This window comes from Flavobacterium soyae, from assembly GCF_021245985.1.
Classification (GTDB): Bacteria; Bacteroidota; Bacteroidia; order Flavobacteriales; family Flavobacteriaceae; genus Flavobacterium; species Flavobacterium soyae.
In genome coordinates, this window is sequence record NZ_JAJQXA010000002.1 from 360,991 (window position 1) to 375,238 (window position 14,248).

Consider the following 14,248-nt stretch of genomic DNA (forward strand, 5'->3'; position numbering starts at 1 on the left):
ATCATAAAAAATATTTTGATTACAACACAAGAAAAAACATAGTAAATTTGTGTACTTTAAACTGCTATCATCCCTCTATTTTAAAAAGTACCTAAATCACATCTGAAGCTAAATGTGATGCCAATCATTTTTAATTTCTGCAATAAATTCTTCCTTTACTAAAAATAAAATACATGGTCATATGAAACTTACAATGACAGTACTGCAGTTTTTAGAAGATACCGGAAACCTGTCAAGGTTTACAGCCCGATACTTTGCTATAGGTTTTAGAAAACCTTTTGAAACCAGGGAATTGTTTCGGCAATGCTATAATATTGGATACAAATCTTTTACGCTTGTATCATTAACCAGTCTGATAATCGGACTGGTGCTGACTATGCAGCTTCGTCCGTCTCTTGTGAAATATGGAGTTGAATCACGGCTGCCAATTATGGTGGGAATTGCCATCATTAGAGAAATTGGACCTGTGGTGGCAGCTTTGATATTTGCAGGCAAAATTGCCAGCAGTATTGGAGCTGAGTTAGGATCTATGAAGGTTACTGAACAAATCGACGCCATGGAAGTAAGTGGAACCAACCCTTTCAAATATCTTGTGGCCACACGTGTTCTGGCCTGCACCATTATGCTGCCTATTCTAATTGTAATGGCTGACGCAATAGCACTCGTTGGAGCATTTATAGGAATCAATATACAGGGAGTAACAAGTCTGCGCTTATTTTTTTCTGAAATTTTTAATTCTCTGGAATTAACAGATATTCTCCCATCGTATATAAAAACCTATTTCTTTGGGTTTGTAATAGGCATTGTCGGTGCTTATAAAGGTTATAATGCAGTGAAAGGCACACGAGGCGTTGGAAATGCAGCCAACTCTGCAGTGGTTTTAGCTTCAGTTTTGATTTTTATAATTGATTTACTGGCGGTACAAATAACAGAAATATTAGGACTTAACTGATTATGGAAAATTCATTAACAGGCAGTATCAATCTGACGGAAGGCCGCAAAGCTGTTATTATCATTGAGAATCTTTCCAAACAGTTTGGAAACCATAAAGTATTGGTCAATCTTAATCTTACGGTCTTTGAAGAAGAAAATGTAGTGATTCTCGGAAAATCAGGATGCGGAAAATCCGTGCTCATTAAATGCATCATAGGTCTTATAAAACCACAGCGCGGTCATATTTTTGTAACCGGAACCGATATTACATCAATAAAATATGATAAAATGGATCAGATGCGTACAAAAATTGGATTCCTTTTCCAAAGCAATGCAATTTATGACTCCATGACCGTCAGAGAAAATTTAGAATTCCCTTTACGAAGAAACAGGGTTAATATTTCACAGGACCAGATTAATAAACTTGTTTGTGAAGCACTGGAAAATGTGGGACTTCTGCACACGATCGATATGATGCCTTCAGAACTATCAGGAGGCATGCTCAAACGCATAGCTTTGGCAAGAATCATAATACTCAAACCCAAGATAATTTTATACGACGAACCTACCTCAGGACTTGATCCTGTAACTGCAGCAGAAATTGAAAATCTTATCTTAGAACTAAAAAAGAAGTATCATACAACCTCCATAATTATTTCTCATGATATGAATTGTGTAAAGAAAACAGCAGATCGTGTAATCCTTCTCTTAGATGGCAGCTGCTACGCAGCAGGCACCTACGCAGATTTCCAAAATTCGAACGACATCAATATTAAACAATTTTTTCAATAGTGATGGATACTGATGATAAAAATAATTTAAAACTCGGAACTTTTGTTTTACTAGGATTAATACTGCTAGTGGTTTCATTATTCTATGTGGGAAACCGGAACAGTTTATTTAGCAGCGGTATTCAATTAAAAGCAAGGTTTTCAAATATAAACGGTCTTCAGCAAGGCAGTAATGTTTTATATTCAGGAGTAAATGCAGGAACTGTAAAGTCAATTAAACTTTTAAATTCAAGAACAATTGAAGTTACACTCCTTATGAAAAAAGAGATCGTAAGCAAAATTCCAGTAAACTCAAAAATTGCCATAGGTACTGATGGATTGATGGGAAATAAACTTCTCAATATTACGCCCGCGCGCATAAATGCAGGCATGGTTAAAGATGGGGATTATTTACTTGTAGAGAAAACTGTCAGCATCGATGAGATTCTTACAACACTCTCGAGAAGTAATGAAAACATCTACATAGTATCAGAGTCTCTTAAGAACCTTACTAGTCGTCTGGAACAAAGTGAGACGCTGAACCTTTTGGAAAAAAAAGAGCTCTCAGAGAATCTTCAGGCATCATTGTCAAACATTCGCACAACTACTGAAAATGCTAAGAAATTTACTTTAACCTTAAAGGAAATAGCTAATGATATTCATTCCGGTAAGGGTGCCGCAGGGCTTTTACTCACAAATAAAGCTTTTTCCGATGACCTTCAGACTACACTTTCAAATTTAAAAGAAACCACTGCATCAATTAATGAGGCATCTGTCCAGATTAATCTTCTCAGCACTGGCCTTAACAGTAGTTTACAAGAAGGCAAAGGACCAATTCCTGCTTTACTTAAAGATTCTCTATTAACTAAAAAAATTAATCTAAGTTTGGATAATATAGAAAAAAGCACCCACAATTTTAACCAAAACATGGAAGCTATAAAACAAAGCTTTCTGTTCAGAGGTTATTTCAAGAAACAAGATAAAAAAAATAAAGAAAAGAACAATTAGAAATACATTATTACAATATCTATACTACAGTTTTACAGCAGCATAAAATAATAAAAATCTATAAGTCCCTTATTTATTTTTAACTATATAGAAATATCTCTATCATCATATTATTACTTCTCAAATAAGAGCATTATATAGTAATTTTCATTCTATGTTTCCAGGTAATCATTTGATGGTTACAGTATCAAAAAGCTCAGCTTTAGTTATAAATGTATTAATAAAATCATAAACTTTGTTTCTATCTTCAATTGCGGTCTCAAAAGAATTTAAATGAAAATCATCATTATAATCATCAATGTGAATAATCTCTGTATAGCCTTTAGAAATTAAGCTTCCTTTTAACTTTAGAACACTGAGCTGCTGCTGGCTGTTTAATTCTTTCCTGATCTGCAGTTTAATAGCCTTCTCCATTTTAATAATTCTTAAATTTAAGATTTAGATCTAGACAAATCTATACTAAAATGAATAAATTTAAAAAAAATATATTATGCTGAATAGAAAAAAAGTACACGAAACAAAATACAATTTCAAACTAGAGAATTTCTAAAAACCAATTTGGGAGGTGTAAAGAAAAACAGACAGTAATCCTGAAAAAATTTAAATAACTGTAAAAACAATGTTTATGGAGGCAGAAAATCATTACATTAATAGAAGCGGATGGCTCAGAGCGGCTGTTCTGGGAGCAAACGACGGAATTTTGTCTACAACAAGTTTAGCGATTAGCGTTGCTGCTGCAAATGTAACAAGAGAACCTATTTTACTTGCGGCCATAGCCGGACTTGCAGCAGGAGCGCTTTCTATGGCAGCAGGAGAATATGTATCAGTAAGTTCGCAGGCAGATGTTGAAACTGCTGATCTTGATCGTGAAAAACTAGAATTAATAAACATGCCTGAATCTGAACTTGACGAATTAACGCATATTTATATTCAAAGAGGTTTAAATAAAGAACTTGCCCGTCAAGTCGCAATGGAATTAACTGCCCATAATGCACTTGAAACCCATGCCAAAGATGAACTCGGAATTAATGAAATCACACAGGCCAATCCATTAATGGCTGCTTTTGCATCGGCTATGTCATTTATAATTGGAGGTCTGCTTCCACTGCTGGTAGCTATTTTTGCTCCGATAAAAAATATGGTATTTTACCAATATGGTTTTTCAATACTTTTTTTAGCATTATCAGGAATTATGGCAGCCAAAGCAGGAGGATCAAATATTCTTAAAGCCGTTTTACGTATCTGTATTTGGGGTACTTTTGCAATGGCAGTATCTGCTCTGATTGGATATATTTTTGGAGTTCAGACTGCTTAAAAATAAGGATGAATTATCTCCTTAAAAATTAATCTAATCTTAAGCAAGTCAAAAAAATAAGATCCGCAGCAATTCGTTATTTCGTATATGTCTAAAAACAAAACTGCAAAATGAAACTAATTACACTATTCCTTTTATTGACAGTACTGCCTATAAACTGGGAACCTGACTTTAATAATGCAAAAAAAACCGCAAAGGAAAAGCACGAATTAATTCTATTGAACTTCTCCGGTTCAGACTGGTGCGGGCCTTGTATCATGCTGCGCAGAGACTATCTTGAAAATCAAGAATTCACAAAGATGGCAAATGACAATTTAGTTTTAGTAAATGCTGATTTTCCAAGAAAAAAGAAAAACTCAGGAACTCCTGAACAGGTTAAACGTAACGAAGATTTAGCCGAGATATACAATAAAGAAGGAAGTTTTCCTCTAACCCTTCTTCTCGACGCTGAGGGTAAAATACTTAAAACCTGGCATGGAAAACCGGAAACATCACCTGAACAATGGACAGCCGAAATAAAAGCGATCTGTGACAGCCGAAAATAACATATTAAAAAGTCAAAAATACTCGCAGTCCCTGAAACTCATGGGTAACAACTTCACTATTACAGTTGTAGCCGAGAATGAGAAAACTGGAAATCAGAATATTAAACTTGCTGTTGAAGAAATCAGAAGAATTGAAAAACTTCTGACTACCTACAAAGGAGACAGCCAGACCAATATGATTAACGAGAATGCAGGAATTAAACCTATAAAAGTAGATCTGGAAGTTTTTAATCTCATTGAAAGATGTATTGGAATTTCAAAAGTAACACAAGGAGCTTTTGATATCTCTTACGGAAGCATTGATAAAAGCCTGTGGAATTTTGATAAAGCCATGACTGAACTGCCGGACGCTGAAACAGCAAAAAAAATGGTTCATCTTATTGATTACAGAAATATTACACTTGACAAAGAAAATACAACTGTATTTCTAAAAGAAAAGGGAATGCGTATTGGTTTTGGAGGTATTGGAAAAGGATATGCGGCCGAAATGGCAAAAAAAATCCTGATTAAAAACAATGTCCAGAGCGGTATTATTAATGCCAGCGGAGATCTTTCTGCCTGGGGACTGCAGCCAAACGGAAAAAAATGGACTATTGGAGTAGCAGACCCTGACTCACCAAATGCTGCATTCTCCTATATGGAAATATCCAATAAGGCAGTAGCTACTTCTGGAAATTATGAAAAATTCGTTACTATTAATGGAAAAAAATATTCGCATACGATCGACCCAAAAACAGGCCTGCCTATAACCGGAATAAAAAGTGTCACCATTATAGCTTCAAATGCTGAATTTGCAGATGCTATGGCAACTCCCATAGCTGTTATGGGTATCAAAGCTGGTTTGTATTTGATAGATCAGATACCTGATTTATACTGCATTATAATTGACGATAACAATAAAATTTACACATCCAAAAACATTCGTCTAAAATGAAAAAGCAAAAAATCCTCGTATTGTTATGCAGTACTGCTTTTGCAGTCTTACTGCTGACCTCCTGTACATCGGTAAAAGAATACCAGAAAGGGAAACTCAACGATTCTGAAATGGTACTTTCTAACAGGAAAATTGAAAAAACAGAACTTAGTTTCCAATCCTACCGAGAAGGAGCTTCCGGGGCAAATTCAGGAAAAAGCGGTGGCGGCTGCGGCTGTAACTAATCTTTGTAAAGGAAAATGAAAAGAGTATTCATAACAGGATTTGCATTATTGGCATTGTTTCAATTAAGAGCTCAAAATGTCCCAACTGATTCTACCAGTTACAAAAGCAGAAAATTAAAACTCGAAGAAGTAAACTTAGTCTCGAGTTATTACACACAGGACGGTGACAATTCTGCCGTTACCGGCGGGCGCGGTTCAGAACATCTTACCGATATTGCCAATACCATTGACGTTAAATTAGTGAAATATGGTGAAACAGGAATTAAACATACCTTTGATATAGAAGCAGGAATTGATCATTATACCTCTGCTTCATCAGATATGATTGATTTAAGTGCCAATTCATCTGCTTCTTCTTCAGATAATCGATTTTACCCCTCATTAACTTATTTAAGAGAAAATGAAGAGAAAGGACAAACTTTTGCTATAGGTGTTTCGTCATCAACCGAATTCGATTATCAGTCTTTTGGTGGAAACATAAGTTTTTCGCAGAAAACAAAAAATAAAAACGGTGAATTTACAGCTAAATTCCAAACGTTTATCGATCAGCTCAAACTAATTGAACCTGTTGAACTTCGCTCTTCGGGAAGTGAAGGCTATGACAGTGCAAACAGAAATACATTTGCAGGAACCTTAAGTTACTCTCAGATTATAAATAAAAATCTTCAGGTGATGCTTATAGGAGATGTTATTAGTCAGAATGGCTATTTAAGTCTTCCCTTTCATAGAGTATATTTTACAGATGGTACTGTGCATCAGGAAAAAATGCCCGATAGCAGACTTAAAATACCTCTTGGAATCAGGGCTAGTTATTTTTTAGGTGATGCTGTTATTATCCGCGCTTACTACAGATATTATACTGATGACTGGAGCCTAAAAGCACATACCGCTGACCTGGAAATTCCTGTAAAATTAACTCAGGCTTTTTCATTAAGTCCATTTTACAGATATTATACTCAAACTGGCACAAAATATTTCAAACCTTATGGAGAACATACGGCTGCGGATGAATATTACACCAGCAACTATGATTTATCAAAGTTTGACAGCAGTTTCTTTGGAATGGGAATGAAATTCACTCCGCCAAACGGTATCTTTGGTCTTAAACACTGGAATACTTTAGAGATTCGTTATGGACATTATACCAGAACTACTAATATGACTTCTGATATTATCAGCATTAATATCAAATATAAATAGATTTTAAAATTTAACATAAATGCAAATAGGCTGTTTCTTTAAAAACAGCCTATTTTTAATTAACATTCGTCAGAAACAACTTGAAATTGACTATCTATCAAACAATTGCATAACGTAATCTACAACTCATTCTTTATATTTTTTATTTATCCAGAGGTATAAAGGAGGAATTAGTACAGGTGCAAAAAACAGTGTACTGGTTAATCCGCCTATAATTACTGTTGCCAGCGGCCGCTGTACATCTGAGCCAATACCAGACGAAACAGCTGCAGGAACAAGACCTATAATAGCAACAATAAGAATTGACAATAATGCCCTTAATTGCTCTTTTGACGCCGTCAATACATTGTTGTGCAAATCATCTTCAGATATGGTTTTTCTGTTGAGAGCCGATACAAGCAATACACCTGCCATTACAGAAATACCAAAAATACTCACAAAACCAACCCCGGCAGAAACATTAAAGTAATATCCTCTAAGGAGTAAAGCCACAATGCCGCCTCCTAAAGCAAACAATATACAACTCATTGTTATCATGGTGTGCTGGAAATTTTTATACAGCATAAACAGGAATAAAAAGACCATGATAATTGTGAGAGGAATAGTAAAAGCTAATTGTTTTCCCGCTCTTTCGAGATTTTCATATTGTCCGCCATAAATAATATTATATCCTTTGGGTACTGTTACACTTTTATCAACTTTTTGTCTCAGCTCTTTTACAAAACTTCCCTGGTCTCTTCCTTTTATGTTTGTTCTAACGGTAATCATACGTTTACTTCCATAACGATAAATATTAGTTTGTCCTTCTACAAAATGTATATTTGCCAATTGACTCATCGGAATCAATGCACCATTTGACGACGGTACTAAAATATTTTTTACGGCATCGATAGAATTTCTGTACTCTGGCAAAAACCTAACTACTATGTCATAACGTTTTGTCCCGTCATATAAAGTAGAAATCGTTTTGCCCCCAATCGCAGCCTCAATCATATTTTGAATATCGGCAACATTAATTCCAAAACGGGCAGCTTGTTCCCGGTCAATATCTATCGCTAATTGTTCCTGTTCTCCCTCCTGTTCAATATTTACATTGACAGCACCGTCGATTTTTTTGGCAATCTGCGCAATACGCTCTGCTTTTTTTCTCATCATCTGCAAATCATCGCCAACAACAGAAATAGCAAGATCTGCCGCGCTGCCGTTTACAATCTCCATTACCTGGTCAATAATGGGCTGTCCCGAAGAAAACTGTACCGATGGAATTTGCTGTTGTAAATCAGTTTTAATAATATCAACCAAATCCTTTTTAGCAATGGTGTCGCTCCACAGTTTATAATCTTTAAGTCCAACAAGAATTTCATTTCTATTGGCAGGAAATGGGTCAGTACCGTCATCATTGCGTCCGGTTTGAGTTATTACATAAGATATTTGAGGATATTTAGCAATAATTTTTCTGATTCTTGGGGCGTATTTCGCATTTTCCTGAATAGAAATTCCGGCAGGGAAATTCCCTCTTAAAAAAATCGATCCTTCATCTAATGTTGGCAGAAACTCAGTTCCTAATTTTATTCCGCATAAAATAAACAGCCCAACAACTGAAAATCCTATCAAAGTGGTTTTCTTATAATTATTTAAAAATCGGGATAATGTTTTTTCGTACGTATTCGTTAAAAAATCCAATGCAGCATTTTTATGCTCTTTAATAGGCTTATCAATATCCAGTAATTCTTTTCTGTAGACAAACGAAATCAGTACCGGAATAAAGGTTAGTGCCGCCAGCATTGAACCTATAACTGCAAAAGCCAGGGTTAAAGCCATTGGAGAAAATAATTTACCTTCTACCCTTGTCATTAAAAGTATTGGCATATAGGCCAATATGATAATAGTTACTGAAAAGAAAATTTCTCTTCCTACTTCTTGTGCAGCCTGCAGCGTAATTTTTACGATACCTTCTTCTCTTTCCTGAGGCGTAGCTGTTCGATATCTCCTAATAAGATGTTCTGCCATAAGACAGGCTCCATCTACGATAATTCCGAAATCTATTGCTCCCAGCGAAAGTAAATTGGCAGGAATACCTGTAAGCCTCATTAAAATAAAAGCAAACAATAATGAAAATGGAATAGTTAAAGCTACAACCAATGCACTTCTGGCACTGCCAAGAAATAAAATCAACAGGATAATTACAATCGAAATTCCTTCCAGTAAAGTATGTGCAACAGTTTCTAAAGAGTGGTCAATCAGGAAACTTCTGTCATACATTGGGCGCAGGGTTACACCTTGAGGCAGCTCATTTTCCTGCAAATCGGCCATTTTCTCTTTTAATGATTTTAAAACCTCGCTTGGATTTTCATATCTCCTTAAAAGAATAATTCCTTCAACACCGCTGCTTACATCTTTTTTATCTTTGGTTACGGTATACCCCAAAACTCCGCTTGGCGGCGGCGGCGTGATTTCGACTGTTGCCACATCGCGGACAAAAACTGGAATGCCATTCTCCGATTTTAGAACAATGTTTTGAATATCCTGATCTGTTTTAATAGCTCCTAATCCCCGTACAGCAAAACCCTGTCCGCCTCTTTCAATTATATTTCCTCCGGTATTTTGATTGTTTACATTTACCGCATCCATTACGTTTTGCAAAGTAAGATTGTATTTCCTCAACTTTTCCGGAGAAGTAATGATATGAAATTGTTTCAAAGGCCCTCCAAAAGTAGTAACATCAGCGATTCCCGGAACCTGCAGTAAAGCAGGTTTTATAACCCAGTCTTGTAAATCCCTTAGCTGGGCCTGACTGTAGTTTGACGGAGCTTCTACAACATATCTGAAAATTTCGCCTACCGCTGTAGAAAGCGGTGCTAATTCTGGTGCAGCACCTTCCGGCAGTTCGGCACCTGCAAGACGCTCTGTAACCTGCTGGCGTGCAAAATAATCATCAGTTCCGTCTTTAAAAGTAAGCTGCACTACAGATAAACCAAAAATAGTACGGCTTCTGCGGTCTAAAACATTAGGTGTATTTTGTAAAGCTCTTTCAATAGGAACTGTTACCTGCTGTTCGACTTCTTCAGCTGCCCTGCCTTCGTATTGGGTAACTACAATTACATTTGTGTCTGCAATATCAGGATATGCCTCAATTTTTAATTGTGTAAAACACCAAAATCCTATTGCCATCAATACAACGCTAATAGCAATTACAGCCCAGCGGTTTCGCAGACTGAATATGAGTAAATTCTTAATCATTATCTACCATTTTTCAACTTGATTAGTAACTATAAAACCGCCTTTGTATACTTCTCGCAAAGCTTTTAAGGCTCGTTTTACTTTATCATCTTCATCAATAAAGATGATAAGCAGGGGAGTTTCATCAAAACTGAACAAATCATTAGGTCTTTTAAGACGCTGATGCTCACCATATCCTAACTTTCCATGAAATACGGTAGCTCCCAGCACATTTTGTTCAATTAAAACCCTTAAAATATATTCGTACAAAGGCTGTGTGCCTTTTAACTCATCCTTATCAATGTATATATGTGCTTGTATCATTTATTTTATATTAGAGTATTAGTAATATGTGTTTACTATTTTTTAGAGAATTTTACTCAGCGGATTATCTTACAAAATTGTTCCTTTTAAAATAATAGATGCTATCGAAAAATAGATAATGAGCCCTGTTACATCTACCAGTGTAGCTACAAATGGCGCCGATGAAGTGGCTGGATCTATTTTACATCGTTTTAACAATATGGGTATCATAGAACCGCTTAATGTTCCCCACATTACAATTCCTATTAAAGAGAAAAATATGGTTATAGCTATTAAAAGCCAATGTTCTCCGTAATCATACCAATGCAGATTCTGCCATATTGTAATTCTTACGAAACCGATGCTTCCCAGAATGACACCTAACGATAAACCTGATAAAATTTCTCTCCGCATTACAAACCACCAGTCTTTTAAACCTATTTCTCCCAGAGCCATGGCCCTGATAATAAGAGTTGCTGCCTGAGATCCGCTGTTTCCACCGCTTGAAATAATTAAGGGAACAAATAATGCCAATACTACCGCTTTTTGAATTTCGCCGTCAAAATACCCCATTGCAGTGGCTGTTAACATTTCTCCTAAAAACAGAATAATTAACCAGCTGGCACGTTTTTTCAGCAGAGAAAAAAATGATGTTTTTACATAGGGATAATCCAGTTCTTCTAAGCCTCCTATTTTTTGAATCTCTTTAGTATGATCCTGCTCGGCAACATCTAAAATATCATCAATAGTGACTACGCCTAACAGAATGTTTTCTGAATTGACAACCGGTAAAACATCTCGGTCATATTCTTTGAACTTGGCAACAGCGCTTCTTTTAGTTTCTGTAATAGATAAACTGGGACAAAAGCCATCCAATATCTCTGTTATTTTTTTGTTTGTATCATTGAATACCAATTTTCTTATCGGAATATCATCTATCAGTTTATTATCAGATTCGACCACAAAAATCACATTAGCGGCTTCATCATCTTTATAATTATTTTTTAAATGAAGTATAGCATCTTCAATTGTAATTTCCCTACTAATGGCTGCAGCGTTAGTATTCATTATTCGGGCTACACTATCCTTGGGATAGCCTAATAATGTTTGAATATTTTCTTTGTTTTTTTCGTCAAGCAGATTTAAAAAATAGGTTTGTTCTAAACTTTTTAGAGAAGAAAAAAACATCATCCTGTCATCAGGGTTTAACTCATTTAAAATAAATTCACTTTTTTTAGGTGAATAGTTTCTAATTATTTTTTTTTGCAAAAGAGGATCTAAATAAGAAAAAACAGTTACCTGATTTTTACCTGGCAAAGTCTGATAGGCTTTCAAAGCTGCCTCAAAAGGAATAGATTCAAAAATTTTTGCTGCTGCCGACGGATGAACATAATGCGTATTATTACGATTAAGCAAAAGATCTGAAAAATCACCTTTTAATATTTTTTCTTTTATAGACATAATGAATTCATTTAATATCCAAAACTTAGTCCTTTTAACTGCATTACACCCTGAACGGCTATAGCATCACCATTAGTCAAACCTGTATAAACAACAATTCTGTTTCCTATCTGATCACCTGTAGTTACTTCTGTACGTTCAAAATATTTAGTTCCTTTTTTTACAAAAACATAGTTTTTTGCCTGAACTGTAACCAGAGAATTTTTATCAACACTAATAAAATCTCCTTCACTTAAACCAAAAGAAACAGTTGCAAACATTCCGGCTTTCAATTTACCGCTGGTATCATTTAAACTTATTCGAAGCTTAACCATTCTGGCAGACTGGTCGATCATATCGGCAACGGCATCGATCTTTCCGGTAAATTTCTCATTAGGAAAAGCAGTAAAACGGACAATACAATTATCTCCTTTTTTGATTTTGCTGATTTGATTTTCAGGAATATCACAAATAATAAATGATGTTCCTGCCTTTGCTTTTTTTAGTACTTCAGGCTGAAATCCGCCGGCCTTCAATTTAGTTTCATGCTCTATTATAGCTGCTCTTTCATTAGCTAAACCTGCCTGTTCCATTGATAAAGCAGTTTGTGCTTCTAACAATTCTTTACCTGTGGCCGCACCATGAGCTTGTAAATCTTTGGCGCGCTCTACTTCTATTTGTTTTTGTCTGATGTTTTTATTCTTAATCTGGTTGATATTAATTATATGCTGAATCAGCTGTGTATAACTAGCCGCTAAATCTGAATTTTCGAATAAAATAATGTTTTGCGAAGCTCCTTCTTCTGATTTCATAACTGTTGCCGATACTTTAGCCGGAGCGGTAATATTATTGCTAAGTACAGAACTGCCTATTGGCTCGGTCTTAAAAAATGCGATACTGCTGGTGTTAGGGAACAAAATAGTTTTACCATTATTGAGCACCTGCGGTACATTATTTATTTCTTGTACTTGTTTATGATCTTTTCCTCCGCAGGCGCAAAGAAGCAGTAACATAAGCCCGCTGTATTTTATTAAATGTTTCATATTTATTGTGCTATTTGATTAATTAAACCTGAGGCATAAAGCAATTTTATATATGCTGTTCTATATTGCTGCATGGTTTCATAGTATTGCTGCTGCATATCTAACCAGCTTCTCTGTGCTTCGAGAAAATCAATAATTGTTGTTCCGCCCCTCAAATAGGAATATTTTACGCTTTTTAAAATATTTTCAGATTGAGTAAGTAAACTATCAAAGTTTTGAACATTCTTTTTTTGAGTTTCAAAAGCATTAAAAGCATTGGTAACTTCGGTTTCAACTTGAAGATTTGTTGTCTGCAGGCTTTGTTCTGCCTGCTGTTTTATGTAATTAGATTTTTTAATTTCTCCCTGGTTCCTTGAAAAAAACGGCAGTTCTATTGTACCGTACACTCCAACATAAGGAACCATGTTTTGCGGATTATAAATAACTCCTAATTCAGGCTGTGGGTATGCTAAAGATTTTTGGAGTTTAATATTTGCATTGGAAGCCTCAATAATGGATTTAGCAGCTAAAACATCGCTTCGTTCGATTAAACCTTTCTGCAGAAGAACTTCTAAATCAGCCGGAATAATAAAAGAAAAATCATCATTTACATCAATATTTATTTCTTCCTGAGTGCCCAGCAGATATTTAAGATTGACCAGCTCATTTTTCAGATTTTGTTCTAATGATCTTATTTGTAATGTATATTGATTGGACAATAAAGAAGTACGATTAAAATCAGTCTGTGAAATAACCTGATTCTTAAGGCGGACTTTATTAATTATCAATAAACTATCAATATTGTTATTGGCTTTTTTAATTATTTCTAATTGCTTTTGGGCTGCCCAGATATCTACCCATTTCAAACCTACTTCTTGAAAAAGTGTACGTTCTGTTTCAGTATAACTTTTTTGTGCCGCTGTTGTGTTTTGACTGGCAAACTCAATTTTATTTTTCCGTGTTCCGAAAAGCTGAAAAACTTTACCTGCCTGCAAATTTGCCTGTGTATTGGCATTATTAAAAAAACCTGTATTAGGGGCATAATTTTTCTCTCCTGTAATGCCAATGTAATTAAACCCAAAAACTGGATTAGGTCTTAATTTTGCTGTTTCAATATCGCTTGCTGCAATAGCAACATTATAATATTGGCTTTTAAGTACCTGATTGTTTTTTCTCGCTGTCTGTAAGGCGCTTTGAAGATTATAAGTGGTTTGCGAAATTCCTTCTGCCGAAACCAAAACCAATAAAACATATAAAAAAAAGGGATGTTTTTGCATAACGTTATTCCGTATTTATTGTTATGCAAAAATAGAATAAGCCTGCAGGTTAAGCCAT

Annotated in this window: 14 protein-coding genes; 8 read left to right on the forward strand and 6 right to left on the reverse strand. The window is 35.3% G+C overall.

The window, feature by feature from the left end; genetic code table 11:
- Positions 1-181 precede the first annotated feature (181 nt).
- The 3 genes from LUU93_RS03905 to LUU93_RS03915 are packed head-to-tail and all read left to right on the forward strand — an operon-like array spanning position 182 to position 2,711.
- Positions 182-952, forward strand: a complete 771-nt coding sequence (locus tag LUU93_RS03905; RefSeq protein ID WP_232678510.1) for an MlaE family ABC transporter permease — start codon at positions 182-184, stop codon at positions 950-952.
- Between the two features lie 2 nt (positions 953-954).
- Positions 955-1,725 (forward strand): ABC transporter ATP-binding protein, encoded by a 771-nt coding sequence (locus LUU93_RS03910; protein WP_232678512.1) that lies wholly within the window; start codon positions 955-957, stop codon positions 1,723-1,725.
- 2 nt (positions 1,726-1,727) lie between these two features.
- Positions 1,728-2,711, forward strand: a complete 984-nt coding sequence (locus tag LUU93_RS03915; protein WP_232678515.1) for an MlaD family protein — start codon at positions 1,728-1,730, stop codon at positions 2,709-2,711.
- A 168-nt stretch (positions 2,712-2,879) separates the two neighbouring features.
- Here the strand turns inward: LUU93_RS03915 and LUU93_RS03920 are convergent, their stop codons facing one another.
- Positions 2,880-3,125 carry a hypothetical protein gene (locus LUU93_RS03920; RefSeq protein WP_232678517.1) on the reverse strand — a complete coding sequence of 82 codons (246 nt, stop codon included), beginning with the start codon at positions 3,123-3,125 and terminating at the stop codon, positions 2,880-2,882.
- A 211-nt stretch (positions 3,126-3,336) separates the two neighbouring features.
- On the opposite strand from LUU93_RS03920, the gene LUU93_RS03925 reads away from it, so the two are divergent.
- The 5 genes from LUU93_RS03925 to LUU93_RS03945 all read left to right on the forward strand — a co-directional run bounded on the left by LUU93_RS03925 (position 3,337) and on the right by LUU93_RS03945 (position 6,929).
- Positions 3,337-4,026, forward strand: a complete 690-nt coding sequence (locus LUU93_RS03925) for a VIT1/CCC1 transporter family protein (protein WP_232678519.1) — start codon at positions 3,337-3,339, stop codon at positions 4,024-4,026.
- Between the two features lie 110 nt (positions 4,027-4,136).
- Positions 4,137-4,571: a thioredoxin family protein gene (locus LUU93_RS03930; RefSeq protein WP_232678521.1), complete on the forward strand. Its 435-nt coding sequence runs from the start codon at positions 4,137-4,139 to the stop codon at positions 4,569-4,571.
- Between the two features lie 40 nt (positions 4,572-4,611).
- Positions 4,612-5,505, forward strand: a complete 894-nt coding sequence (locus tag LUU93_RS03935) for an FAD:protein FMN transferase (protein WP_232678523.1) — start codon at positions 4,612-4,614, stop codon at positions 5,503-5,505.
- Positions 5,502-5,729 (forward strand): DUF4266 domain-containing protein, encoded by a 228-nt coding sequence (locus LUU93_RS03940; RefSeq protein WP_232678525.1) that lies wholly within the window; start codon positions 5,502-5,504, stop codon positions 5,727-5,729. Before LUU93_RS03935 ends, LUU93_RS03940 begins: the two co-directional genes overlap by 4 nt.
- 15 nt (positions 5,730-5,744) lie before the next feature.
- Positions 5,745-6,929 carry a DUF3570 domain-containing protein gene (locus LUU93_RS03945; protein ID WP_232678527.1) on the forward strand — a complete coding sequence of 395 codons (1,185 nt, stop codon included), beginning with the start codon at positions 5,745-5,747 and terminating at the stop codon, positions 6,927-6,929.
- Between the two features lie 126 nt (positions 6,930-7,055).
- Here LUU93_RS03945 and LUU93_RS03950 read toward each other — a convergent pair whose 3' ends face one another.
- The 5 genes from LUU93_RS03950 to LUU93_RS03970 all read right to left on the reverse strand — a co-directional run bounded on the left by LUU93_RS03950 (position 7,056) and on the right by LUU93_RS03970 (position 14,190).
- On the reverse strand, positions 7,056-10,169 hold the full coding sequence (locus LUU93_RS03950) for an efflux RND transporter permease subunit (RefSeq protein ID WP_232678529.1): 3,114 nt from the start codon (positions 10,167-10,169) through the stop codon (positions 7,056-7,058).
- A 3-nt stretch (positions 10,170-10,172) separates the two neighbouring features.
- Positions 10,173-10,472, reverse strand: coding sequence for a DUF190 domain-containing protein (locus LUU93_RS03955; protein WP_232678532.1), 300 nt, complete (start codon positions 10,470-10,472; stop codon positions 10,173-10,175).
- A gap of 69 nt (positions 10,473-10,541) precedes the next feature.
- Positions 10,542-11,912 (reverse strand): magnesium transporter, encoded by a 1,371-nt coding sequence (gene mgtE / locus LUU93_RS03960; RefSeq protein WP_232678533.1) that lies wholly within the window; start codon positions 11,910-11,912, stop codon positions 10,542-10,544.
- Positions 11,913-11,923: 11 nt separating this feature from the next.
- Complete coding sequence (locus LUU93_RS03965; RefSeq protein WP_232678535.1) at positions 11,924-12,934, reverse strand: efflux RND transporter periplasmic adaptor subunit; 1,011 nt, start codon at positions 12,932-12,934, stop codon at positions 11,924-11,926.
- Between the two features lie 2 nt (positions 12,935-12,936).
- A complete protein-coding gene (locus LUU93_RS03970) occupies positions 12,937-14,190 on the reverse strand; it encodes a TolC family protein (RefSeq protein ID WP_232678537.1) in 1,254 nt (417 codons plus the stop codon).
- Positions 14,191-14,248: the final 58 nt, after the last annotated feature.